Below are 24,883 nucleotides of genomic sequence, written 5' to 3'. Positions count from 1 at the left end.
TGCAAAGGGGTGGCGCACCTGACCGACGGGGTACGAGGAGCCTGGCTCCTCGTACCCCGTCGAGCGGACGCGACCCCGCGGTGGTACAGGGGTGTCTCAGCTCAGCTCGACTTGACCTTGATCTCGCCGCTGATGATCTTCTCCTTGGCCGTCTCGATGGCTTCCTGGAGCTCGGCGTCGTCCGCGAACTTCGGGTTGGAGTTCGACAGGCTCACCTCACCCGTCTTCAGATCGCCCTTGACGATACCGGTCGTGGGCGTGCCGTCCTCGACCGACTTCGCCAGGTTGTACACCGCCTTGGCGACGTCCTTCATCGCCGAGGTCAGGATCGAGTCCTTGTACTTGGCGAGGGCTTCCTGCTTGTACTGGTCGGAGTCGACACCGATCGCCCACACCTTGTTGGCGGCGGCGGCCTCGATGACGCCCTGGCCGGACAGGCCGGCGGCCGCGTAGACGACGTCGGCCTTCTTCTCGATCTGGCCCTCGGCGGCGGACTTGCCCTTGTCGGGGCTGGAGAAGCCGCCCTCCTCCGCGGTCTGCGTCAGGAACTGCGAGATGACCTTGACCTTGGGGTCGGTGTCCTTCACGCCCTGCTCGAAGCCCGCGCGGAACTTGTGGATCAGCGGGATGTTCACACCGCCCACGAAGCCGACGACGTCGGTCTCGGTGGTCTTGGCGGCGGCGACACCGGCGAGGTAGGAGGCCTGCTCCTCGGAGAAGACCAGGTCGGCGACGTTCTTCGCCTCGATCGTGGCGTCGTCGACGATGCCGAAGGTGGTGTCCGGGAACTTCTCCGCGGCACCCTTCACGGCGGCGGCGTACGCGTAGCCGACACCGACGACCGGGTTGTAGCCCTGCTTCGCCAGCGAGACCAGGCGCTGTTCCTTGTCGGCGTCGGTCTCACCGTCGGTGGGCTCGACGTCGGCGGTCTCGTAGCCGAACTCCTTCTTCGCCTTCTCCAGACCCGCGTACGCGGCGTCGTTGAAGGACTGGTCGCCCTTGCCGCCGACGTCGTACGCGATGGCGAGGCCCTTGTCACCCTTCGACTCCGAGGAGCTCGAGGAGGTGGAGGTGCCGCCGCAGGCGGAGAGGGCGAGGGCCAGGGAGGCGGTCGCTGCGCCTGCGACCGTGATCCGGGAAATCCGGCGCATGTGTGGTGCTCCTAGTCGTACAAGCGCCGGGACGTGTTCAGCTGCGGCGCTGGCTTTGCCGCAGATTAACGCGCGTAGACCTGCCTGAAAACCCCTTCTGTCCACCTTGTTATGCGGCCGTGGCCAACGCAACGTCGAGCGGTGGCCAGGGCGTCGCCGGGCGCGAACGGAGGGTGGCGGTGGGTGAGCGGACGCCCTGGGGGCTTCGCTCCCGGACCCTCTTCGCGCCCACGCGGCAAAGCCGCGTACCGGCACGGCCCGCGCCCCTCGAAGGGGCGCGGGAACGACGGAGAGGGCCGGCGCCCGGTGTGCGGGCCCTCTCCGTGCGTGTGTACCGGGTTCGGCTACCGGGAGCCATTCGCAGTGCTCCGGCCTTCGGGCCGGAGGTGAAGCGAATCGTGTGGTCGCGACGCGGAGCGTCGCGGTGACGTTCCGGCGGATCCGGACGCTGCTTCGTCATGGTGACGGGTCGCTCACATGTTCCCGGTGAAGACATGGGTTCGACGTGCCTAGGGTGATCGTCATGCAGCTCAGGTACGGCTTCCGCCTGTACCCGAACGCCGTCCAGGAAGCCGCGTTGGCCAAGGCGTTCGGGTGCGCCCGCGTGGTGTTCAACGACGCGGTCCGTGCCCGTGAGGACGCCCGTCGGGCCGGGCGGCCGTTCCCGACGGGCGGGGAGCTGTCCCGGAAGCTGATCACCGAGGCGAAGCGGACAGCCGGGCGTGCCTGGCTGGGTGAGGTGTCCGCGGTGGTGCTCCAGCAGTCCCTACGGGACGCCGAAACCGCGTACCGCAACTTCTTCGCCTCCCTCAAGGGCGCGCAGCTGGGCGCACCGCGTTTCAAGTCCCGCAAGGATCACCGGCAGTCGGTCCGGTTCACCGCGAATGCCCGCTGGAAGATCACCGTCGCAGGCCGTCTGGACCTGCCGAAGATCGGGGCGGTGAAGGTGAAGTGGTCCCGCACGCTGCCCGCCACCCCGACCTCCGTCACCGTCGTCAGGGACGCGGCCGGCCGGTTCTTCGCGTCCTTCGTCATCGACACCGACCCCGCCGCCGACGCCGCCCGGATGCCCGCCACCGACCGCACCGTCGGTATCGATCTCGGCCTCACGCACTTCGCGGTCCTGTCCGACGGCACGAAGATCGACTCCCCGCGTTTCCTGCGGCGCGCGGAGAAGAAGTTGAAGAAGGCCCAGCGGGAGCTGTCCCGCAAGCAGAAGGGATCCAGGAACCGCGCCAAGGCCCGCCTGAAGGTCGCCCGCGCCCACGCGAAGGTCGCCGACGCGCGCCGTGAGTTCCACCACCAGCTCTCCACGAAGCTGGTCTCCGAGAACCAAGGGATCGCCGTGGAGGACCTGTCGGTGGCGGGACTGGCCCGCACCAGGCTGGCCAAGTCCGTCCATGACGCGGGCTGGGCGTCGTTCGTGAACATGCTGGAGTACAAGGCGCAACGGTACGGGTGCACCCTGGTGAAGATCGGCCGGTTCAAGCCGACGAGTCAGGTCTGTTCCACGTGCGGGGCCAAGGACGGGCCCAAACCCCTGAACGTACGGGAATGGACCTGCAGCGCCTGCGGCACGGTCCACGATCGCGACCACAATGCCACGATCAACGTCCACCAGGCCGCCGGACTGGCGGTATCGGCCTGCGGAGCGCCGGTAAGACCAGAATCCGTTCTGGCACAGCGCGAAGAAACAGGAAGTCACGGATTCCCGACTGGTTGCTGTGCCGCATAGCGGCACAGCAACCAGTCGGGAAGGCCAGAATTCTCGCCCTTCAGGGCGAGGAGCATGTCAATCCGTCTTGACCTGGATGGAGCCGTCGATGATGCCTTCCTTGGCCTTGTTCACGGCGTCCGTCAGGCCGGGGATCTCGGCCATCTTCGGGTTGCTCTCGGACAGGCCGACGCCGTCCACCTTGAGGTCGAAGACCTGGGTGCCGGTCAGCGGCTTGCCGTCCTCGACGGACTCGGCCAGGGCGTACACCGCGCCGCCGACGTCCTTGAGGGCGGAGGTGAGGATGTAGTCCTTGTACGCGGCGAGGGCTTCCTGCTGGTACTGGTCGGAGTCGACACCGATCGCCCAGACCTTCGCCTTGGCGGCGGCCTCGATGACGCCCTGACCGGAGAGACCGGCCGCCTGGTAGATGACGTCGGCCTTCTTCTCGATCTGGCCCTCGGCGGCGGCCTTGCCCTTGTCGGGGCTGGAGAAGCCGCCCTCCTCCGCGGTCTGCGTCAGGTACTGCGGGATCACCTTGACGCCGGGGTCGGTCGCCTTGACGCCCTGCTCGTAGCCGGCCTGGAACTTGTGGATCAGCGGGATGTCCACACCGCCCACGAAGCCGACGATCTTGGTCTTGGTGGCCTTGGCGGCGGCGACACCGGCGAGGTAGGAGGCCTGCTCCTCGGCGAAGACGAGGGAGGCGACGTTGTCGCCCTCGACCACGGAGTCGACGATGCCGAAGGTGGTCTTCGGGTACTTCTCGGCGACGGCCTTCATCGCGGGGCCGTAGGCGAAGCCGACGCCGATGACCGGGTTGTAGCCCTGGCGGGCCAGCGAGGCCAGGCGCTGCTCCTTGTCCGCGTCGGTCTCGCCCTCGGTGGGCTCGACGTCGGCGGTCTTGTAGCCGAACTCGTCCTTGGCCTTGGTGAGGCCGGCGAAGGCCGCGTCGTTGAAGGACTGGTCGCCCTTGCCGCCGATGTCGTAGGCGATGGCGAGGCCGAGGTCTTCCTTGGAGCCGCCGCTGTCGCCGTTGTCACCGCTGGTGCCGCCGCAGGCGGTGGCGGCGAGTGCGAGCGAGGCGACCCCCACCGCGACGCGGGTCAGTTTGGATATCCGACGCATCTGAAGTTCCCCATTCTCCAAAGCCCCGCAGCGGGCGCTCGGTTCGGCGCACATTAACGCGCGTAGACACTCCTGGGAACGGGGTCGAGCGGGGCCGTTATCCATTCGTGCCGATGGCCGGTTACGTCCTTGTGAACCAGGGGGCCGTACGGGTCCGAAGCGGGCGATCGGTGCGGGGGGCGCGGGTGCACGCGGCCCACGCTGCCTCTGGTGTGCGGGGCGCGCAAGCGGAGTGGGCGGGAGAGGTGACGCGGTGGGGAGTGGTGGGGTGGGGCCGGACAGGGGTTTTCGCCCCCGCCGCCCCTTCCCGTCCCGTCCCGAACCCGGGGCTCCGCCCCGGACCCCGCTCCTCAAACGCCGGAGGGGCTGAGTTGTACCGGAGGGGCTGGTATGCCTAGCGCAGGGCGTCCAGGAGCGCGGCGCCGGTGAAGAGTTCCACTCCTACGGTGATGGCGTGTTCGTCCACGTCGAAGTCGCCCTGGTGCAGGTCGCGCACGGTGCGCTCGCCCGGGGGGCGGACGCCGAGGCGGGCCATGGCGCCGGGGACGCGCTCCAGGTACCAGGAGAAGTCCTCGCCGCCGAGGCTCTGTTCGGTGCCCTCGACGGAGTCGGCTCCGCGCCGGGCGATCATGGCGTCGCGCAGCAGCTCGGTGGCGCCGGCCTCGTTGACGACCGGCGGGACGCCGCGCACGTAGGTGATCTCCGACTTGGCGCGGTGCAGGTTGGCCACCTCGTCGATGGCGGCGACCACGATGTCGGGGGCCTGCCGCCAGGTCTCCAGGTCCAGGCAGCGCACGGTGCCGGACAGCTCGGCGTGCTGCGGGATGACGTTGGGCGCGTGGCCCGACTCGACCCGGCCCCAGGTCACGGCGAGTCCGCTGCGGCTGTCGACCCGCCGGCCGACCAGCGCGGGCACGTCGGTGACGACCCGGGCGGCGGCGGTGACCAGGTCGGTGGTCAGGTGCGGGCGGGCGGTGTGGCCGCCGGGGCCGTCGAGGGCGATCTCCAGCCGGTCGCAGGCGGAGGTGATGGCGCCCTCGCGCAGCCCGATCTTCCCGGCGTCGACGCGGGGGTCGCAGTGCACGGCGAGGATCCGGCCGATGCCGTCGAGTCCGCCGTCCTCGATGACCTCGGCGGCGCCGCCGGGCAGCACCTCCTCGGCGGGCTGGAAGATCAGCCGCACGGGACGGGGCAGCAGGCCCTGGCGGTGCAGTTCGGCGAGGACCAGGCCGGTGCCGAGCACGACGGTGGTGTGCACGTCGTGGCCGCAGGCGTGGGCCCGGTCGGGCACGGTGGAGCGGTAGGGGCAGTCGGCCTTCATGTCGGGGATGGGCAGGCCGTCGATGTCGGCGCGCAGGGCGAGCATCGCCGAGTCCGTGCCGGCCTCGTCGTCGGTTCCGATGTCACAGATCACGCCGGTGCCGCCGGAGAGGACGCGCGGCTTCAGACCGGCCTGCTCGAGGCGTTCCTTGATCGCCGCGGTGGTGCGGAACTCCTGGTGACCGAGTTCCGGGTGCATGTGCAGGTCGCGTCGGAAGGCCACGAGTTCGGCGCGCAGGGTCTCGGGCAGCGCGCCGGGGAGCACCGCTCCCCCGGGGAGATCGATCTCGGACTCCAGTGACATCAGTGGTTTCACCCTTTGAAGAGTAGGGCGCCGGAGCCGTCCACTGACCCCCGATCAAGAAAAATCAGCCCGTTGGGGGGAGAAAATCTGGCTGCCCTACGCATAGCCGTATATGGAGGTGGGTACACTCACCGCCTTTTTGCGAGGGTATAGGCCGATGGCCTGCCGGTCCATGAGGTCGATCACAATCCGGGACATGGTTCCGGCACCCGTCCACTCCTCACGGTTACCACGATCGGCCGAAGGCACGCGGGCGGGTTCATTCGGCGGATGCCGGCAGGCGACGGCTGCTATTCGGCACCGGGCACGCGAAGGCCGTGGTGAAGGCGGAAGTCCTCGTAGTCCTTGAGGTTGAGGGTGGCCAGCGGCAGGTCGTAGGTGAGGGCGCTGGCGGCGATCCACATGTCGTTGGTGGGGCGGGGCCGGCCGCGCTGTGTCCCGGCGGCAGACGGTCGTCCCCAAGTGGTGGCGACGGCTTCATCACCCGGAAGGACGGGGACATCGGCGAGCCAGTCGGCGAGTTCCCGGCGGCTTCGGGTGCCCCGGTGACGGATCTCCATCCACTTCGTGAGTTCACCGTAGGTCACGAAGGTGATCAGCGGTTCGCGGCCGATCAGGCGGGTCCGCCAGTGCTCCGGTCAGCTTGCGCTTGTGCAGCAGGGAGGCGACATCGGTGTCGAGGATGACGGGTTGCATGCGGCGGGATCAGGCGGCGTCGCGACGGCGCCCGGCGTAGGTGAAGGCGAGGAACTCTTCCAGCTCCTCGTCCGACTCGAAGGTGTCGGCGGCGAGGTCGTCCAGGGAACGGATCGGCTGGGTGTTCTTCGCCGCCAGCAACTCCTCGACCGACAGGCGCGGCCTCGGCTGCGGGTGGCTGAAGCCCTCGGACGCGGGCACACTCATCAGGACCTCCAGCGGGGCGAGAACCGGCTCCACGGCCAGCGTACGGGCGCTCTCACCTGGTGGCATCGGGTTTCGCCGACACGAGCGAGCACCCGGACATCCGCTCCCTTCCGGTGTCGGGGACTCAGACCGCCGGAGCCGTCCGCAGGTGGTGGGCGGACCTGGCCGTGTCGGTGACGTTGGCCAGGAAGCCCTGGGCCCGGGGGGAGGCGTGCTTGGTCAGCCAGGCGGGGTCTATGTCGCACACCACGACGCGGACGCCGGTGCCGGCTAGGGCCAGCGGGAGGGTGTGGACGACCGTGGAGGGGAAGCTGAGGACGGTGGCGCCGATGGGGCCGCGCCGGGCGATGAGCTCCAGCGGGAGCTCGGGGCGGACGATCTCCAGTCCCGTCTCGACGGCGAGCCGGTGGAGTTTCTCCGTGCTCTCGCGGCGGTGGGCGAAGTAGCGCTTGGCGCCGTGCGTGGCGGCCAGGGCGCGTACGGCCTCCAGGTAGGCGTCGGCGTCCACCACGCCGGTCTCCACCAGGGACGTGCCGACCATGTCGGCGCCCCGGGTGACACGGGGCGGGCCGAAGCGGTCCCGGGTCCAGGCGAAGGTGTGGGAGCTGACGGTGACGCCGGGCGGGGTGTCCTCCATGGGCATGGAGGTGAAGACCTCCACCGTGCGCTTCTCACCGGGGGTGAGCCGGCGCCGGGCGGCGGCGGACACGGGGGCGAGGACGAGTTCGCGGGGGCCGGGCCGGCCGCCCTTGCGGTGCCAGCGCACCAGGCGTTCGCCGCGGGCCAGTTGGCCGACGAACTCCATGGTCGCGGTGCCGTCGTCGACGACGACGACCTCACGGGCGCGGGTGATCGTCAGCAGCAGCTGGACGTAGCGGGAGAAGGGGTCGCCGAGGACGACGCGGGCGGCCCGGCGGAGCGGCCCGGTGAGGCCGCCGACCGTCTGCAGCGGGGCGCCCGCTCCCCCGCGTGCCTCCTCCCAGCGGACCTCGTGACCCTCCTCGCGGGCCAGCTCCGCCATGCGGCGCAACTGGCCGCGGGTCATGGGGTCGACCGGGGACAGCACCACGAGGGTGAGCCCCACGCCGGGCGCATGCGCGTGCGCCCACTCCAGCACGTTGAGCAGTTGTACCGGGCTCTCGACGAAGGCGAGAGTGTGGGGTCCGGACCGGCCGGCGCGGGGGCTCATCGACGTACGACCGTTCCCGTCGTCGTAAGGGTGGGGTGGGTGGGGTGCGGGGTCAGACGGCCACGGGCTCGCCGGCGGCGGTGGCGATCTCCGCCTCGGCGACCACGCCGGTGACGCGGCGCAGCTTCTTCATCGGGCCCAGCTCGGAGTCGTAGACCTTCTTGACGCCGTCACCGAGGGAGGCCTCGATGGTGCGGATGTCGCGCACCAGGCGGGTCAGGCCCTGCGGCTCGACGGAGGCGGCCTGGTCGGAGCCCCACATGGCACGGTCGAGGGTGATGTGCCGCTCGACGAAGACGGCGCCGAGGGCGACGGCGGCGAGGGTGGTCTGCAGGCCGGTCTCGTGGCCGGAGTAGCCGATCGGGACGTTCGGGTACTCCTGCTGGAGGGTGTTGATGACGCGGAGGTTGAGCTCCTCGGCCTGCGCCGGGTACGTCGACGTGGCGTGGCACATGAGGATGTTGTCGCTGCCCAGGACCTCGACCGCGTGGCGGATCTGCTTCGGGGTGGACATGCCGGTGGAGAGGATGACCGTACGGCCGGTGGCGCGCAGGGCGCGCAGCAGCTCGTCGTCGGTGAGGGAGGCGGAGGCCACCTTGTGGGCGGGGACGTCGAACTTCTCCAGGAAGGCGACGGCCTCGGTGTCCCACGGGGAGGCGAACCAGTCGATGCCCTTCTTCTTGCAGTAGGCGTCGATCTGGCGGTACTCGTCCTCGCCGAACTCCACGCGGTGGCGGTAGTCGATGTACGTCATCCGGCCCCAGGGGGTGTCGCGCTCGATGTCCCACTGGTCGCGCGGGGTGCAGATCTCGGGGGTGCGCTTCTGGAACTTGACCGCGTCGCAGCCGGCCTCGGCGGCGGCGTCGATCAGCTTGAAGGCGTTCTCGATGTCGCCGTTGTGGTTGATGCCGATCTCGCCGGTGACGTAGACGGGGCGGCCGGGGCCGGCCTCGCGGGTACCGAAGGTGCGGATGCGGGAGTTGGTGCTCATGACCTGGCGTTTCCTTACTTGGGGAGGGAATCGAGAGAGGGACCGAGGATCCAGCCGGCGATCTCCCGGATCGCGCCGTCACCGCCGGGGAGGGTGGTGACCGCGCGTGCGGCGCCGCGTACGACGTCGTGGGCGCTCGCGACCGCCACGGGCCAGCCGACGAGGGCGAAGCACGGGAGGTCGTTGACGTCGTTGCCGACGTAGAGCACGCGCTCGGGCGCGGTGCCCTGTTCCTCGCACCACTGCTTGAGTGCGAGGTCCTTGCGGTCGATGCCGTGCAGCACGGGGAGCTTGAGCTTGCGTGCGCGGGCGGCGACGACCGGGTTCTGCTCCGTGGACAGGATGAGCAGCTTCAGGCCGCTGCGGCGCAGGGCCGCGATGCCGAGTCCGTCCCCGCGGTGCACGGAGACGAACTCCCGTCCGTCGGAGTCGATCAGCACCCGGTCGTCGGTCTGGGTGCCGTCGAAGTCGAGGACGACCGCGTCGATGTCGTCGGCGGTCGGGAGGGCGCCGGGCCGCTCCGCGTCGAAGAGCGGGGCGAGGGCGCGGGCCCGTGCGAGGTCGTGCGGGTCGTCGATCTCCAGCACGCGGGCCGGGTCGGTGCGTACGAGTTCGGTACGGCCGAAGAAGCGGTGCTTGTGCACGCGGAAACCTGCCGCGTCCATGGCGTAGGCGGCACCGGTCTCCAGGAGGTCCTGGGGGCGGTCCTGGCGGCGGGGGCGGAAGGACTTGTCGTGATTGACTCCGTGGCCTCCGGCGGCGACCGGGCCGTCGGCGGACGGGTCGGCGTCGGCGGACGGGTCGGCGTCCGCACCCCCACCGGTGCCGATGGCAGTCGGGGCGGCGCTCCGGCCACCGTCGGCAGCCGTGTCGGCGGAGGCGGCTCGTCCGGCGCCGGTGGAGGCGGTCGCGCCGGTTCCGTCGCCCGCGAGGTCGGCGGCGGCCGAGGGACGTCGGTCGCCGCCGGAGGCGGCCGAGACGGTGTCCGCGCTCCCGGCTGAGGTCGGCGCGGTGGTCCGGCCGACGGGGGCGGCGGCCCGGTCGGTGCCGTGAGCGGTCGCTTCGCCGGCCGGGGTGGACGGGGCTGCCCCGTCCACCCCGTCGCGCCAGATGAAGCCGTGGAACGGAGCGACCGTCACCGCGGTGTCGGCGCCCTGGTCGGTGATCGCGGCGGCCACCCCGTCGATGTCCTCGCGGAGCAGGAAGGGGCTGGTGCACTGTACGAGCAGGACGACGTCCACGGGGGCGCCGTGCAGGGTCTCGTGGGTGTCCATGGCGTGCAGGACGGCGGCCTCGGAGGTGGCGGTGTCGCCGGCGATGGCGGCGGGCCGCAGCACGACCTCGGCGCCGGCCTGCCGGGCGGCGGCCGCGATGGCCTGGTCGTCGGTGGAGACGACGACGTCCGTGACGTACCGGGAGGCGCGGCACTCGCGCACGGCGCGTGCCACCAGGGGGACGCCGCCGACGGGGGCGAGGTTCTTCGCGGGTACGCCCTTGGAGCCGCCGCGCGCGGGGATCACGGCGAGTACCCGGCGTACGGCAGGGGAGGTGGGCATGGGATCAGCTCCTCGAGCGGGGGTCGGGCCGGTCACAGTTCGCCCATCCGTCGGATCACCGGGGCCACGCGCTGCACGCCGTGCCGGTAGGCGCCGCGCGCCGCCCGGCGCACGATCTGCCGGACCGGTCCGGGCTCCCTGTCGGCGGCGGGCGCGCCGGGCAGCGGGGTGCCGTCCGGGCCGAGGTGGTGGCGGGCGAGGATGCCGGGCAGATAGCCGGGCGCGGTGACGGGCGTGTAGTACGGGGTGAGGGGCGGCAGTCCGCCGGGCCGGCCGAGCAGTTCGGCGATGCGTTCGCGGGCCGCGTCGAAGGCCGTCTCGTACGAGCCGCCCACCGCGACCCCCTGCCGTGCCACCCACTCCGGGTCCGGCTCCGGGCGGTGTCCCGCGTCGAGCTGGTCCCAGGAGGCGAGGCAGCCGGAGCCGACGAAGTGGTGGTTGCCGAGGGCTTCCCGGATGCCGAGGTCGGTGAGGACCACGGTGGGGACGCGGCGGTGCAGCGACTCCAGGGCGGCCGTGGAGCTGACCGTGACGAGGAGGTCGGTCCGGTCGAGGACCTCGCCCATGTGTCCGTAGACCAGGCGGAAGTTGGGCGGCAGGTCCTGCCGCTGGGCGAGCTTCTGGTAGGGCAGTTCCTCGATGTGCGTGGTGTGTTCGCCGGGCTTGGAGCGCAGCTTCAGCAGCACCTCGCGCTCGGGGTGCCGGCGGGCGTGCCGCACCAGCCGGTTCAGCAGGTACGTACGGTCCCTGCGGCTGTCCGGGACGGAGGGCTGGGCGGCGAAGACGACCGTGTAGGGATCGTGTTCGCCCTCGTACGCGGCCCCGCCGAGGAACGGCAGCGCGACCTCGGTCACCGACGAGGCGTCGGCGCCCACCCCTTCGTACACGGCGCGGAAGCGGTCCGCGTCCTGGCGGGAGTTGGCGAGCACCAGGTCGGCGCCGTGGCGCAGCAGGAGGCCGTCGGCGAGCTTCTCGTAGACGACACCGACGTATCCGGTGACGACGACGGGCCGCCGCGGCCGGTCCTCCCAGGCGCGCTTGAGTCCGTGCAGCATCGCCTGCACACCGCCGCCGACCAGGGCGAGCACGAGGAGGTCGTACGACTCCTCGCGCATCGCGCGCAGGAACTCGACGGCGGTGACCTCGCGGAGCGAGTCCGCGGTGACGCCGACCTCGCCGAGCTGGCGGGCGGTGGGGGTGGCGCGGCCCCGCAGCAGGAATCCGTCGAGGCGGACGTCCCGCGGCGCGACGCGGTTCGCGGTGAGCGCGCCCCATTTCCACCGGGTGTCGGAATCCGCGAGGACCGCGACCCTGAGAGGCTTCGTTGCACTTGCTGGCACGTCGAAGACGCTAGGAATCGATTCCTAGGAACCGCCCAACCCGAACACAACAAACGGTTAACAGCACACCGCCGAATGGCGATTCGAGCCCGTATCGGGCCGATGGAAATCGTGGTTCACGGATTCGCCACACGTAGTTCATCCGGTATCCAGTGGGCGGTCGAACCGAATGCCGGGCCGCCGCCTAACGTCGCCCGCGTGCTGAAGCTCTCCGTCATCGTGCCGTTCTACAACGTGCAGCAATACGCCCCGGACACCCTGAAGAGCCTGCGTGCGAACGCGCGCGACGACTTCGAGTTCATACTCGTGGACGACTGTTCGCGGGACGAGACCCCGGAGATCCTCGCGCGCGCGGCGCGTGAGCTGCCGGGTGCCGTGTATGTCAGGCACGAGCACAACGGCGGGCTGGCCACCGCGCGCAACACCGGGATCGACCGGGCGCGCGGCCGGTTCCTGACGTTCCTCGACGGCGACGACTGGCTCGCGCCCGGCTACTACCCGCAACTCGTCGCCGCGGCCGAGCGGCTGGACTGCGACTTCCTGCGGACCGACCACGTCCAGTGCACGGGGCGGGCCCGCAGCATCCACCGCGTCCCGCACGGCCGCCGGGGAGTGGTGATGTCCCCGCGGGAGGCGATCCTGCCCGCCGACCGGACGACCTGCGTCGACTACGCCTACGCGTGGGCCGGTGTCTACCACCGCCGGCTGGTGGACCGGGGGCTGCTGCACTTCACGGACGGGCTGCGCACCGCGGAGGACCGGCCGTGGATCTGGAAGCTGCACCGGGAGGCGGAGTCCTTCGCCGTCGTCGGGCTGCTGGGCGTCCACTACCGCCGGGGGGTCGCCTCGTCGCTCACCCAGATCGGGGACGTGCGGCAACTGGACTTCCTGCGGGCGTTCGACCAGGTGATCGCCGAGACGGCCGCGGACCCGGACGCCGGCACCCTGCTGCCGAAGGCCGTGCGCACGTACTGCGCCGTCATGGCCCATCACCTCGGATCGATCGAGAGGTTCGAACCCGCCGTGGCGAGGAGACTGCGTTCCCTGACGTCCGCCGCCCTCAAACGCCTGCCGCAGCCCGTCCTCACGGAGGTCCTGGACTCCATGAACACCCAGCGGGCGACCCCGCTGAGGCGGCTGCGCCGGCGGCCGGCGGCCGGCCGGGCGGTGGCCGCCTGATGCCCCGCACCACGCAGATCTTCTGCGCGTCGACCCTGTACGGAGCCGCCACGCTGGCGGCCGCCCTGGACGCCGGGCTCTTCGAGCCCGCCGACCGGCGCCTGCTGCTGGTCAGCAACGGCGCGGCCATCCCCGAGACCGCCCCCGCCGTCGACACCATGCCGGGCTTCGCCCGGATCCGGGAGCGTTTCGACGAGGTGCTGTCCTGGAACGAGACCATCGCTCCCTTCCATCCCGGCGGCTGGAGCCCCCGCGCCGACGACGTCCCGATGTGGGAGCGGTACGTACGGCTGCTGTGGGGGCTCGGCGACGACGGGGTCCGGCTGGTGGTGGAGTCCGTCCACGCGGACCCGGCGCTCGCCGTGTGCCGGCTGTTCACGGACGCCCCCGTCGACGTCTACGCGGACGGCCTCATGGGCTACGGCCCCACCCCCGGCAAGATCGACCCGCTGGTGGGCACCCGCGTCGACCGGCTGCTGCACCCCGGTCTCGTACCGGGGCTCGCTCCGCTGCTGCTCACGGAGTTCGGCGTGCCGTCCGAGGAGGTCCCGGCCGAGGCGTTGGTGAAGGTCCTGAGCGAACTCGCCCGTGACGGGGACGCTCTCGCCGACGTGGAGGACGGGGCCGAGCGGCCGGCGCTGCTGCTGGGCCAGTGTCTGTCCGCGCCCGGCCTCCTCACCGGCCGCGAGGAGGAGGAGCTGTACCTGCGCATGGTGCGCGGCGCGGTGGCGCTGGGCCACCGCAGGCTGCTCTTCGTACCGCATCCGGCGGCGCCCGCGTGCCGGCCGGGCCGGCTGTCGGAGGAGGCCGGGCGGCTCGGCGCCCGGCTGACCGTGCCGGAGGGTCCCGTCCTGGCCGAGGCGGTGTTCCAGCGGGTGCGTCCCGCCCTCGTCGTCGGCTGTTTCCCGGCCGCGCTGTTCACCGCGGCCGGTCTGTACGGCCTTCCGGTCGCGCGGGTGGGCACCGACACGCTGCTGGCCCGGCTCGCGCCCTACCAGAACGGCGATCGTGTACCGCTGACCATCGCGGACGCCCTGTTGCCCGACCTGGAGGACGCGGCGGCGGTGACCGACCGGCGGATGCCCGCGCCGGAGCGGTCGGCGGACCTGGCCGACCTGCTCAAGGCCGTGAGCTACGTGATGCAGCCCAGGATCCATCCGGAGCTGCGGGCGGATGCCGAGCACCATCTGTCCCGGCACCTCGACACCCGTACGTGGCGCTACTTCAAGCGCCGCCGCCTGACCTCGCTCGCGCTGCCGGGCGGGGTCCCGGCCCAGTTGTCGTTCCTCCCGCGCAACGCGACCGTCCGACGACTCGCCCGACGCGCCCGTGCGCTGACCAGGCGCTGACCGTCCGGCGTCCCGGACATCCACCGAAAGGCCTCATGGTGAAAGCGGCCGACCAGGTCCTGGTCCCGACGATCACGGCGCCTGCGCCGATACCCTCCGGGCGCCCGGGGGACCCCGACACGTCTCCCCGCCGGCCGGGGGGCGACCGTCTCCGTGCCCTGGACGGCCTGCGGCTGCTGGCCGCTCTGATGGTCTGCCTGTACCACTTCGCGGGCAAGAACGGCGAGGTCGCCGCGTCCTGGGACCAGTCCCCCGGCCAGAAGTTCCCGACGCTGTCGCAGGTGGCGACGTACGGCTCTCTCGGGGTGCAGTTCTTCTTCCTCATCAGCGGCTTCGTGATCTGCATGAGCAGCTGGGGCCGTGGTCCGGGCGACTTCTTCCGTTCCCGGGTGGCCCGGCTGTATCCGGCGTACTGGGCGGCGATCGTCCTGATCACCGCGGCCGGGTGCCTGCTGCCGGTCGTCGCCCACCCGCTGCGGCTGAACGAGATCCTGGTCAACCTGACCATGCTGCAGCAGCCGATGGGGGTGCCCCGGGTGCTGGGCGTGTGCTGGACGCTCTGGGTCGAGGTGCGCTTCTACGCGCTGTTCGCGCTGCTGGTGGTCTGGCGGGGCGTGACCTACCGCAAGGTCGTGGTGTTCTGCTGCCTGTGGACGCTGGCCGGCGTCTTCGCGCGGGTGGCGGACCACCCGCTGACCGACGAACTGGTGATGCGGGACCACGCGCCGTACTTCGTCGGCGGCCTCGCCCTGTACCTGATCCACCGTTTCGGCGGCAGCCTGCTGCTGTGGGGCATCGTGGGCTTCAGTTTCCTGCTCGGCCAGCGCTACTCGGTCACGGCGCTGTGGAATCCCGGTGCGGAGGGCGACTTCCACCGCGACCCGTACGTCATCCAGGCGATCGTGCTCCTCGCCTTCGCCGCCGTCGCGGCCGTGGCGCTGGGCTGGACCCGCTGGGCGAACTGGCGCTGGCTGACGGTGGCCGGGGCGCTGACGTACCCCTTCTACCTGATCCACGAGCACCTGGGCTGGTTCTTCATCCGGGTGCTGTACCGCTACTTCGGGCTGGGCGCGTATCCGACGTTCGCCGTCTCGGTGCTGGGGCTGCTGGGCGTCGCCTGGCTGATGCACCGATTCGTGGAGAAGCCGTTCGGGCCGCGGCTGAAGCGGGCGCTGGCCGTGCGGCCCGGCGGGCCCGGGAAGGGCGGAGCGGCGTAGGACGCCCCGCCCCCGGGCCCCGTCACTTCTGCCGGGCGGCCGACCGCATCCGCCGTACCGCGCGGCGCACGGCCGGATGGCGGCGCAGCGCCTCCGCGCGGACCGGGCTGCCGCCCGGCAGGCGCAGGCTGGTGAGACGGCGGCGCTGGAAGTACTTCTGGTGCGTGGAGAGGTGGACGGCGAGCCATGCCACCGCCTCCTCCCGCGACCCGTGGTACTTGCGGGACTGCATGCAGTACCCGACCGTCCGCACCAGCGGCGCCAGTTCCCCGGCGAGCGCGTCCAGTTCGAGCGGCCGGCCGAGCTCCGCGTGCTCCGCGTCGGGCAGGGCCGCGTCGATGATGGTGAGCGGGACGCGGTTGCTGTTCTCGTACGGCGTGATCCGCTCCAGCAGCAGCTCCGTGCCGACGCGGGCGACGGGGATGCCGTAGAAGGCGGCGGCCGTCATCAGCGCCGTGGAGAAGCAGCCGATGACGAGCCTCGGCCGCAGGAACGCGAAGACGGTCTCGGCGAGCACGGGTTCGGTCAGCGCGGTCAGCCGTACGCCCAGTTCGGCGGCGGCCGTCTCCAGCGACGTGCTGTACACGGCGGGTGCGCTGGGGTGCGGCTTGAACAGCACGTGTTCGTGTCCTGCGCGGGCGGCGGCCCGCAGCATCCGCACGTGCAGCCGTTCCTCCTCGTCCTGGGTGATCAGGTCGATGGCGGAGAGGTACTGGCCGATGAGTACGGCGGTGGGGCGGTCGTCCGCGGTGACGCGCCGGGCGAGGAGGTCCGCGCCGGCCTCGCCGATCCCGGCGAGCACCTCGACCATGGCCTCGCCGGGCACGGCCTCGGGTTCCACTCCGTACTCGGACAGCAGCATCGGCCGCAGTCCGGGCACCAGGTCGAGGTGGAGGACCCGGGCGATACGGCTGCTCAGTTCGTGCGGGAGGCGGTTGCGGGTGGGGCCGTAGCTCATCAGGCCGTCCGCGTAGACGTGGACGGGGCTGTCCGCGAAGATCTCCGCGACCGCGCGGGAGGGGTTGGCCTGGATGGACTCGCAGGCGATCTCGACCGGCTCGTCGCCCAGGTCCCAGGCGAGGCGTACGGCCTTCTCCCAGAGCCGGACGTCCTGGTCGCGGGGCGACCAGCCGGCCGGGTGGTGCGGGGCGATGAACTCGTTCCAGGAGCGCACCTCGTCGAACTCCGGGCGCAGCGTCTCGAAGCCGGCCATCCGGTCCAGCGGGGTGCCGACCTCGGGGACGGCGGCGGTGTTGCTGACCACGAGGATGCGGCGGTGTTCGCGCGGGCCGAACAGGCCGGCGCGGATCGCGGCGGTGACGGTCGCGGCCGCGTACTGCGTGGCCGAGAAGAAGATCTGGATCATGCCGCGACTCCCTTCATGCCCCCGCGTATCCGGCGCAGCAGGTGCACGCGTTCGGTGCCCATGCCGATCAGGGCGTCGTTCAGTTCCGTCTCCGTCATCCGGCCCAGCGCCTCGGCGCTCAGCCGCTTCAGCCTGGTGGCCGCGTCGCGTTCGAAGCGTGCGCGGTCGAGCAGTTGGTGGGCGATGACGACGCAGTAGTCGCGCAGTGCCTTGGCGCGCAGCCGCTTTTCGTCGCGGTCGCCGGCGAGTTCGGCGAGGACCAGGTCGAAGGAGCGGAAGAAGTCGAGCTGGCGCGCGTCGCCGATCTGGGTGAGCGAGGTCGTCACGCCCCGGCGGTAGAAGACGCCGTGCAGACTGGCCACGGCGTAGGAGTCGGCCTCGCGGTGCAGGCCCCAGATCCAGGGGCGGTCCTCGGCGGTGCGCAGCCCGTCGTGGAAGCGCAGCAGCCCGCGGTCGAGCAGGCGCCGGTGGTAGATGCCCGCCCAGGCGTACGGGTAGTCGACCATGGTGGTGGCGTCGACGGGGAGGATGGAGGTCCGCGGGTCGAGCGGGGTGTGGCGGCGGCCCTCCGGTGCCCGTCGGACGGTCCGTTCGATGCCGGTGACCTGGACGTGGTCGGTGCGCACGAAGTCGACGTCGAGGCGCTCGATGGCGTCCACCAGGCTGCTCAGATGGCCCGGGGCCAGCCAGTCGTCGCCGTCGAGGAAGGTGAGGTAGCGGCCCTCCGCGAGGTCGATCCCGGTGTTGCGCGCGGTGGCCAGTCCGCCGTTGTGCTCGTGCCGGACGACCCGGCTGTTCGGCAGGCGTCCGGTCAGTTCCAGCAGCGCCTCGTAGGTCTCGTCCTCGGTCGACCGGTCCTCGACGAACACGAACTCGAAATCGTCCCGCGCGTTGTTGACGAGGCTGGTCACGGTGGACGGGACGTACGCCTCGATGTTGAAGCAGGGGACGATCACGGACAGTTTCGGGGGACTCTTGGTCACGCTGCACCTGAGTTCTCTCAACGGGGTTCCCGTGAATCTAGGAGGTGCCCGAACCCGGGTGGCGACACTTTCGCGTCCACGAGGTGAACGAGGAGTTAATTGCTCGGCTTCACCCCGCATTTGTTTTTCCTTAACCCACCGGTCGTCACTCCTCGTGCAATGATCCCCTCAGCTTTTTCATTACATAATCACATCTCTGTGCCTCACGGACCCTGTGGACTGGGCTGGTTGTCTATGCGTATCGCTGTCTTCGTCGAAAACCGCAACGGTGTCGGTCTGACCTCGCGGATCATGAGCGCCACGGGCGCCGGGGAGCACACCTTCCTGCCGGTCACCGCCGACCTCGACGGAGACGTGGGACGGTGGATCGACGAGGAGGCCTCCTCCCGGCTCGGCGGCCGGCGGGTCCACAATCTGTTCCGGGAGGGGGAGGCCCTCACCCACGCGCAGTTCCTCGAGGAGACGGGCCCCCGGATCTCCGAGTTCGCGCGGAGCGAGTCCGTCGACCGGCTGATCCTCTTCAACGACCGGTCGCAGCGCGGCAGCAGGGTCGCCGACGCCCTCTCCGGGACGCTGCCGGTGGTCCTCGTCCAGGACGGCCACCTCGACTTCCACTACAAGAAGCTCGGCCCCGGCCTGCGCGACCAGAACTGGTACTACGGCTCCTCCGGCCCCGCCGCCGTGTGCGTGTGGGGCCCGGCCACCGCCCACCACCTGCTGTACCGCACGGCGGACGCGGACCCGGTCGTCCACGTCACCGGCGCGCTCGGGCACAGCGACGACCCGGACCTGGTGCGCGCCGCCCACCAGCCCGCACCGCCCACCGCGCGCCCCTCCCGGGAACCGCTGCGGATCATCCTCCTCGACCAGCCCCTGGGCGACCAGCGCAAACTGCCCGCCAACCAGCACCGCGAGTACCTCCGGACGGCCTGCGAGGCGCTCGCCGAGTTCGGCGAGGTCTCCGTCAAACCGCACCCCTCGACCCTCTCCGGGCACCTGGACTGGCTGGCCACCCTGCCGGGGATCACCGTCCTGGACGAGTCGACGCTCGTGGACGCGGCCGGCCTGGAAGCCTTCGACCTGGCCGTCACCTTCTTCTCCACGACCTATCTCCAGACCCTGCGGGCCGGCGTCCCGCTGGTGCTGTTCAGCCCGCCGCCGCTGAACATCGTCTTCCCCGCCGTCAACCACGCGCTGCTGCGCAACGTCGGCAGCGTCGGGGAACTCGCGGACGTCGTCGGCCAGTTGCACCGTACGGGCAAGTTCGCCGGCAACAACACCGGCGAGCCGCTGACCCACTTCCTCACCTTCCACGACGACGTGGCCGAGCGGATCCTGACGGTGGTCGAGGAGGCGAAGGTGCGCGCGCCGCGCGTCGCCCCCGGGCCCGGCGAGACGTCCCCCGCCCCCGTCGGCACCCGCGCCGAGCGCGCCCTGCGGGCCGTACGGGACCAGCAGGCGCCCCCGCGCTCGATGGCCGTCGTCGGCCTCGGCTTCGGCTACACCACCGGCGTGGCGATCCCCGTCCTGACCTACACCCAGGCCCTGCTCGCCCAGTCGCCCGTGGACGTCCGCTACCTCGACCTGAGCGCCTACTGCCGTACCGAGGACGTCCTCGACGCGCTCGGGGACACCGATGTCGTGCTCGTCAACAGCCTCGCCCCGCTGTGGCGCTCCGCCCTCGGCAACGAACTGGTCGACGAACTGGTGTCCGCCGGCCGGAAGGTCTTCCTCTACGCCCACGAGACCGAACACGTCATGGCCTACGAGGCGGAGCACCACACCCTGCGCCACAAGGAGATGCTCCGGCTCCTGCCCCGGGTGCGCGTGCTGTGCGTGTCCTCGGCCCAGGCCGACATGTTCCGCGGGCTCGGGGTGACCGCCCCCGTCGTCGTCTACAACACCGTCCCGCAGGACAGCCACCGGGTCCGGGCCCGGCCCACGCCGGGCGGGCAGCCGCGGATCGTGATGGTCGGCTCGATGCAGGACCGCAAGGGCCTGGACCTCTTCTCCCGGGTCGCGGAACTCGCGCACGCCAAGGGACTGCCGTGGCGGTTCGCGTGGATCGGCCACCGCACCCCGCGGATCGCCTCCTCGACCCTGGTCTCCGACCGGGTGACCTGGATGGGGGCGCTGTCGCGGGCGCGGGTACGGGAGGAACTCGCCGCGTCGGACGTCTTCTTCCTCTCCTCCGTCGACGACCCGATGCCGCTGTCGGTGGTCGAGGCGGTCCAGCAGCGGCTGCGGGTGATCACCTACGGGCGGGTGGGCTCCCGCGAGGTGCTCGACGGGGTTCCGGGCTACCGGTCGTTCTCCGAGTACACGCCGCAGGCGGCGTTCGACGCCCTGCGGTCGGTGCTCGCCGAGCGGGTCTCGGAAGACGACTACCGGGAGGTCGAGGAACTGTTCGACATCCCCGCGTTCACCGCGCGGATGACAACCGCGCTGGGGCTGCCCGGGCCCGGGCCCGCGCGGTATCCGCTGTCCGTCTCGTCCGCCGCGTCCGCCGCGTCCGCGGAAAGCGCGGAGAGCGCGGAGAGCGAGGAAACCGCGGACGGCGACGGTCCCGAGAATCCGCGGGCGGTGATCCCGCAGCAGCTCCGGCACCTCAACGAGGACTTCAAGCGTCACGTCGGCGCGGGCAACGTCGAGGACGCCCTGCGCGTGGGGACCGAGATCCTGCGCCGCCGGCAGCCGGTGGACGTGCTGATCGGCATGGCCGAGCTGCGCGCCGCCCGGGGCCAGGCCAAGGAGGCGTGCCGGCTGCTGGCCGCCGCGGCCGTCGTCGGTGGCGACCGGGGCAGGGTGTGGTCGGAGATCTCCCGCGTGGCGGCCCTGCTCGGCCCGCGCGGACGGGCCATCCGGCAGCTGGCCCGCAAGGAATCGGTCCGGGCGCAGGTGACCCACCACTCGGCGCGGCTGCGCAAGGGGGACTGAGCCGGGGCGTCCGGCCGGGACGGCACCAGCCCTGCCGGCCGCTCCCCCGCCCGGCCCCCTCAGACGTCAGCCTCCGACCGACGTTCCCCGTGTTCCTGGTACTGCATCAGCTCCATGACGGATTGAGGTCTTAGGTCCATGAACAGCCGCTCCATGCTCCGCAGTTCGGTCTCCCGGCGTCTGCTGCGCCCGGTCGCCGACGTCATCGACCAGCGCATCGAGCGGCGGGTCCGCTCCGAGGTCCGGCGCACGGCCGACCGGCAGACGCCGGACCTCGCCAGGACCGAGCAGCTCGTGCGCGACGTCGAGTTGCTCCGGCACCGCCAGCTCACCTTCGAGCTGCTCCTCGGCCCCCGCGGGCGGGGCATCTCACGCATCGTGTCCCAGGGGCCCCTGCAGCAGTTGCACGCCGAGGTCACGGCCCTGTCCGGTGACCGTGACGCGGCCGTGCGCAACGTCGCCACCGCCTTCCGGCTGCTCGTCTCGCTGGAGTCGCTGGGCGTGGGCCGGATCGCGGGCGGCACCATGAACATCTGCGGCAAGCTCGGGACGGTCCCGCTGCTCGATCCGCCGAACGACGACATCCTGGAGATCGGCACGCTGTACGGGCTGTTCTCCGCCGGACTGGTCCGCATGATGGAACGCGACGGCCGCAGCCCGAGCCTGACCATCGTCGACCCCTTCGCCGGCGTACAGCTCCAGCCCGGCACCGCCCAGCGCCCCGACCCCAGCGGGTCACCGGTCGACGAGCACGCCGTACGCACCAACCTCGCCCTCGCCGGCCCGGCGGGTACGGCGGCACGGATCCAGCGGGGATTCTCCGAGGACCCCGAGACCCGGGCGGCCGTCTCGGACCGCCGCTACGGCGTGATCGTCATCGACGGCGACCACTCGGCCAAGGGCGTCGCCCAGGACCTGGAGTGGGCCGAGCAGATCGCCGCGCCCGGCGCGATCGTCGTCCTGGACGACTACGGCGACCCCAACTGGCAGGGCGTCAAGGAGGCCTTGGACGCCCACCTGAAGGGCGAAACCCGCTTCACGTTCCTGGGCAAGGCCGCCCACTCGGCGTACCTGCGGGCCTCCTGAGCAACGGCCCGGACGGCAGTCGGCACGGCCACGGCTCAAGGCCCCTCCGTTCCGTGCCGGGCCGGAGCCGGGGCCGCTGACACGGAAGTCGCCGGCGTGGCGGACGCCCGCACCGCATCGGCGGACACGCCCGCCCGGAAGATCACGGCCTTCGGAGGAGGGCGCGCGGCGGGCCGTTCCCGGGGCGCTTCGACGCCGTGCGGGGCGCGCGCGGCGGCCCCCGGTGGCGACGGGTCCGGACGTCGTCAGCGCTCCCGGAGGGTGAGCGCGATGCCTTCGACGACCGCGCCGAGTCCCGCCTCGAAACCGGCCTGGTGGTCCTGGAACATCTCGTACCCGGCCTGCGCGGCGAGCGGCTGGGCGGCCAGGCGCTCCCCGCGGGCGTCCAGGTCGTAGCCGTCGGCCCCGGTGGCGGGGTCGGGCCCCATCGCCTGCTCCTCGATGACGTATCCGATGGTGTAGCTGTACGCCGTGAACCAGGCGCGGGCGGCGGCGGCCGGGGTGAACCCCGCGTCGGTGAGCACCCGCAGGCCGGCCTCCATCGGCTCGGCGTACGACATGTCGGTGAATCGGGTGCCCGCGTAGACCTTGGCCCCGTCGCGGTAGCGGAGCAGGTGCTCGCGCAGGCCGCCCATCATCAGGCGGAGCGCCTCCCGCCAGTCGCCGGCCGGCCGGGCGGTCAGCTCGGCGGCCATCTGCCGCATCATCTCCGTCGCCATCTCGTCGAGCAGCGCCTGCTTGTCCTTGAAGTGCCAGTAGAGGGCGGGCGCCTTGACGTCCAGTTCCCTGGCGATCGCGCGCAGCGTCAGGCCGTCCAGGCCGACCTCGTTCAGCAGTTTCAGCGCCGTGTCGGCGACCCGTCGGCGGTCCAGGGGGGCACGTCGTTCCGAACTCACGCTTGACAAGTTAACACCGTTAGGGACACGCTCACAGGGCAGGCTACTTAACAGCGTTAAGGAGACTTGATCATGAGCGACACCCATGTGCTGATCGTGGGCGCCGGACCGACCGGCCTCACCCTCGGCATCGACCTGGCCCGGCGCGGGATCCCCGCACTGGTGGTGGAGCGGGCGGACGAGCTGTTCCCCGGCTCGCGCGGCAAGGGGTTCCAGCCGCGCACCATGGAGGTCTTCGACGACCTGGGCGTGCTGGACGCGATCCACGCGGTGGGCGGCGGCTACCCGGTCGGCATGATCTGGCGGAACGGCGAGCGGCTCGGCGAACACCACATGTTCGAACCGGCCGAGCCGAGCGAGGACTCGCCGTACGACGAGCCGTGGATGGTCCCGCAGTGGCGCACCCAGCGGATCCTGCTGGAGCGCCTGGAGGAGCTCGGCGGCAAGGTCGCCTTCGGCCGGGAGGTCACCGGCGTGGTCCAGGACCCGGAGGGCGTGATCGCGCACTTCGCCTCCGGTGGGCCGGTGCGCGCCCGGTATCTCGTCGCGGCGGACGGCGGACGTTCCGTGGTGCGCCGGGCGGTGGGCGTCGGCATGACCGGGGAGGAGGTGGATCCGTTCCCCACGCTGGTGGCGGACGTGCGGATCACCGGCCTGGACCGGGACAACTGGCACTTCTTCCCCCAGGGCGAGGAACCCGAGGACCTCCTGGCCATCTGCCCGCTGGCCGGGACGCAGGACTTCCAGCTGATCGCCCGGTTCGCGGAGGGCACGGAGGTGGACCTCTCCCTGGAGGGCGTACGACAGGTCGTCGCCACCCGCTCGCATCTCGCCGCCGAGGACGTCACGGAGGTCCGCTGGGCCTCGGACTTCCGTCCGCGGGCCGCGCTCGCCGACCGGTTCCGGGTGGGCCGGGTCTTCCTCGCGGGCGACGCGGCGCACGTGCACTCCCCGGCCGGCGGCCAGGGCCTCAACACCAGCGTCCAGGACGCCTACAACCTGGGCTGGAAGCTGGGCGCGGTCCTGGGCGACGGGGCGGAGGCGGCGCTGCTGGACACGTACGAGGAGGAGCGGCGCCCGATCGCCGCGCAGATGCTGGGCCTGTCCACCAGCATCCACCGGGGTGAGGCGCAGCGGGGCGGGGCCACCCGGCAACTGGACCTCGGCTATCCCGCGTCGACGCTCACCAAGGAGACGCGCACGGCGCCCGGCCCGGTCCGCGCGGGCGACCGGGCCCCGGACGCCACGGTGAACGGCGTACGCCTCTTCGACGCGTTCCGGGGGCCGCACTGGACCCTGCTGGCACTGGGCACGGACGCCCCCGCGCCGCCCGCCGCCGTACGACTGGTGCACGGCCCGGCGCACGAGACCTACGGGACGGGACTGTTCCTCGTCCGCCCGGACGGTTACGTGGGCTGGGCCGGGGACACGCCGACCGGGCTTCCGGAGTACCTGGCCCGGTTCGGCGGGCGCTGACCGCTACGCGCTCGCCAGGGACAGCTTCGCCGCGAAGCCCAGGAACAGGGCGCCGGCCGCCGAGGTGGCACCGGCCGCCAGCCGCCGCCTGCGCCGGAACGCGTCGGCCAGGCGGGTGCCGCCGAATATCAGCAGCGACAGGTAGAGGAAGCTGGCCGTCTGGAGCAGAGCGCCGAGGACGACGAAGGAGAGCGCGGGGTAGGCGTAACCGGAGTCGACGAACTGCACGAAGAAGGAGATCAGGAAGAGGATCGCCTTCGGGTTGAGCAGCGACACGACCAGCGCGCGACGGTAGGGGCGCTCGTCGGCGGACGTGACGGCGGGCACCTCGGCCGGGCCCGTCGACTCGCCCCGCGCCTTCCACATGCTCCACGCCGAGCGCAGCATGCCGTACGCCATCCACGCCAGGTACGCGGCACCGGCGTACTTCACCACCAGGAACAGCAGCGGCGTCGTGGTGAGCACCGAGGCCGCGCCGAGCGCCGCCAGCGTCATCAGGACGGCGTCCCCGGTGAAGACACCGGCCGCCGCCGCGTAGCCGGTACGGACACCCTTGCGGGCGGCGACGGAGAGGACGTACAGGGAGTTGGGGCCGGGCAGCAGGACGATGAGGATCAGTCCTGCCAGGTAGGTGGGAAGGTCGATGACGCCGAACATGGAGGGAGTGTCGCACGGGGGTACGACACTCCTCCGAGGGGTCTCAGCCGGCGAGAACGGGCGTTCAGAACGCGTCGCTCGGCACGTAGGTGCCCCAGACCTCGCGCAGGGCGTTGCACACCTCGCCCACCGTTGCGCGGG

Annotated in this window: 20 protein-coding genes; 7 read left to right on the top strand and 13 right to left on the bottom strand. The window is 71.5% G+C overall.

Annotation, left to right across the window (positions count from 1 at the left end; translation table 11 throughout):
• Positions 1–101: 101 nt before the first annotated feature.
• Positions 102–1,151, bottom strand: a complete 1,050-nt coding sequence (locus tag AMK33_RS08220) for a BMP family lipoprotein (RefSeq protein WP_073932111.1) — start codon at positions 1,149–1,151, stop codon at positions 102–104.
• A 523-nt stretch (positions 1,152–1,674) separates the two neighbouring features.
• Between AMK33_RS08220 and AMK33_RS08215 the strand changes: the two genes are divergently transcribed.
• Entirely contained in the window at positions 1,675–2,886 is a 1,212-nt protein-coding gene (locus AMK33_RS08215) for an RNA-guided endonuclease InsQ/TnpB family protein (protein ID WP_073932580.1), read from the top strand.
• Between the two features lie 57 nt (positions 2,887–2,943).
• On the opposite strand, the gene AMK33_RS08210 is transcribed toward AMK33_RS08215, so the two are convergent.
• The 8 genes from AMK33_RS08210 to AMK33_RS08175 all read right to left on the bottom strand — a co-directional run bounded on the left by AMK33_RS08210 (position 2,944) and on the right by AMK33_RS08175 (position 11,596).
• Complete coding sequence (locus tag AMK33_RS08210; protein ID WP_073932110.1) at positions 2,944–3,993, bottom strand: BMP family lipoprotein; 1,050 nt, start codon at positions 3,991–3,993, stop codon at positions 2,944–2,946.
• 394 nt (positions 3,994–4,387) lie between these two features.
• A complete protein-coding gene (locus tag AMK33_RS08205; protein WP_073932109.1) occupies positions 4,388–5,617 on the bottom strand; it encodes a M20 family metallopeptidase in 1,230 nt (409 codons plus the stop codon).
• A gap of 290 nt (positions 5,618–5,907) precedes the next feature.
• On the bottom strand, positions 5,908–6,204 hold the full coding sequence (locus tag AMK33_RS08200) for a PIN domain-containing protein (RefSeq protein WP_201262986.1): 297 nt from the start codon (positions 6,202–6,204) through the stop codon (positions 5,908–5,910).
• Between the two features lie 118 nt (positions 6,205–6,322).
• Positions 6,323–6,586, bottom strand: a complete 264-nt coding sequence (locus AMK33_RS08195) for a hypothetical protein (protein ID WP_235618016.1) — start codon at positions 6,584–6,586, stop codon at positions 6,323–6,325.
• Between the two features lie 58 nt (positions 6,587–6,644).
• Positions 6,645–7,709, bottom strand: a complete 1,065-nt coding sequence (locus AMK33_RS08190; RefSeq protein ID WP_073932108.1) for a hypothetical protein — start codon at positions 7,707–7,709, stop codon at positions 6,645–6,647.
• A gap of 52 nt (positions 7,710–7,761) precedes the next feature.
• Complete coding sequence (locus AMK33_RS08185; RefSeq protein WP_073932107.1) at positions 7,762–8,700, bottom strand: N-acetylneuraminate synthase family protein; 939 nt, start codon at positions 8,698–8,700, stop codon at positions 7,762–7,764.
• 14 nt (positions 8,701–8,714) lie between these two features.
• Entirely contained in the window at positions 8,715–10,256 is a 1,542-nt protein-coding gene (locus AMK33_RS08180) for an N-acylneuraminate cytidylyltransferase (RefSeq protein ID WP_073932106.1), read from the bottom strand.
• A 32-nt stretch (positions 10,257–10,288) separates the two neighbouring features.
• Positions 10,289–11,596: a DUF6716 putative glycosyltransferase gene (locus tag AMK33_RS08175; RefSeq protein ID WP_073932105.1), complete on the bottom strand. Its 1,308-nt coding sequence runs from the start codon at positions 11,594–11,596 to the stop codon at positions 10,289–10,291.
• 198 nt (positions 11,597–11,794) lie between these two features.
• Here AMK33_RS08175 and AMK33_RS08170 point away from each other — a divergent pair, with 198 nt between their 5' ends.
• Genes AMK33_RS08170 through AMK33_RS08160 form a run of 3 tightly spaced genes read left to right on the top strand, consistent with a single transcriptional unit; the run spans position 11,795 to position 15,341 of the window.
• Positions 11,795–12,775, top strand: a complete 981-nt coding sequence (locus tag AMK33_RS08170) for a glycosyltransferase family 2 protein (RefSeq protein WP_073932104.1) — start codon at positions 11,795–11,797, stop codon at positions 12,773–12,775.
• On the top strand, positions 12,775–14,124 hold the full coding sequence (locus tag AMK33_RS08165) for a polysialyltransferase family glycosyltransferase (protein ID WP_073932103.1): 1,350 nt from the start codon (positions 12,775–12,777) through the stop codon (positions 14,122–14,124). Before AMK33_RS08170 ends, AMK33_RS08165 begins: the two co-directional genes overlap by 1 nt.
• 38 nt (positions 14,125–14,162) lie before the next feature.
• Entirely contained in the window at positions 14,163–15,341 is a 1,179-nt protein-coding gene (locus tag AMK33_RS08160; protein WP_383617414.1) for an acyltransferase family protein, read from the top strand.
• Between the two features lie 22 nt (positions 15,342–15,363).
• On the opposite strand, the gene AMK33_RS08155 is transcribed toward AMK33_RS08160, so the two are convergent.
• Together AMK33_RS08155 and AMK33_RS08150 are read right to left on the bottom strand one after the other, a co-directional pair.
• Positions 15,364–16,707, bottom strand: coding sequence for a polysialyltransferase family glycosyltransferase (locus AMK33_RS08155; RefSeq protein WP_073932102.1), 1,344 nt, complete (start codon positions 16,705–16,707; stop codon positions 15,364–15,366).
• Positions 16,704–17,690: a glycosyltransferase family 2 protein gene (locus tag AMK33_RS08150; protein WP_073932101.1), complete on the bottom strand. Its 987-nt coding sequence runs from the start codon at positions 17,688–17,690 to the stop codon at positions 16,704–16,706. The genes AMK33_RS08155 and AMK33_RS08150 overlap by 4 nt, the downstream gene beginning before the upstream one ends.
• A 234-nt stretch (positions 17,691–17,924) precedes the next feature.
• Here AMK33_RS08150 and AMK33_RS08145 point away from each other — a divergent pair, with 234 nt between their 5' ends.
• Both AMK33_RS08145 and AMK33_RS08140 read left to right on the top strand, forming a co-directional pair.
• Positions 17,925–20,627: a glycosyltransferase family 4 protein gene (locus tag AMK33_RS08145; RefSeq protein ID WP_073932100.1), complete on the top strand. Its 2,703-nt coding sequence runs from the start codon at positions 17,925–17,927 to the stop codon at positions 20,625–20,627.
• A gap of 138 nt (positions 20,628–20,765) precedes the next feature.
• Complete coding sequence (locus tag AMK33_RS08140) at positions 20,766–21,713, top strand: class I SAM-dependent methyltransferase (RefSeq protein ID WP_073932099.1); 948 nt, start codon at positions 20,766–20,768, stop codon at positions 21,711–21,713.
• A gap of 245 nt (positions 21,714–21,958) precedes the next feature.
• Here the strand turns inward: AMK33_RS08140 and AMK33_RS08135 are convergent, their stop codons facing one another.
• On the bottom strand, positions 21,959–22,609 hold the full coding sequence (locus AMK33_RS08135; protein ID WP_073932098.1) for a TetR/AcrR family transcriptional regulator C-terminal domain-containing protein: 651 nt from the start codon (positions 22,607–22,609) through the stop codon (positions 21,959–21,961).
• Positions 22,610–22,681: 72 nt separating this feature from the next.
• Between AMK33_RS08135 and AMK33_RS08130 the strand changes: the two genes are divergently transcribed.
• Positions 22,682–24,085 carry an FAD-dependent oxidoreductase gene (locus tag AMK33_RS08130; RefSeq protein ID WP_073932097.1) on the top strand — a complete coding sequence of 468 codons (1,404 nt, stop codon included), beginning with the start codon at positions 22,682–22,684 and terminating at the stop codon, positions 24,083–24,085.
• Positions 24,086–24,088: 3 nt separating this feature from the next.
• Here the strand turns inward: AMK33_RS08130 and leuE are convergent, their stop codons facing one another.
• A complete protein-coding gene (gene leuE / locus AMK33_RS08125; RefSeq protein WP_073932096.1) occupies positions 24,089–24,742 on the bottom strand; it encodes a leucine efflux protein LeuE in 654 nt (217 codons plus the stop codon).
• Between the last annotated feature and the right edge of the window lie 141 nt (positions 24,743–24,883).

The sequence above is a fragment of the Streptomyces sp. CB02400 genome, assembly GCF_001905725.1.
In the GTDB taxonomy this organism is placed as follows: Bacteria; Actinomycetota; Actinomycetes; order Streptomycetales; family Streptomycetaceae; genus Streptomyces; species Streptomyces atrovirens.
Note: the sequence above shows the minus strand (reverse complement) of the source record. Positions and strands in the feature narration are given on the sequence as shown.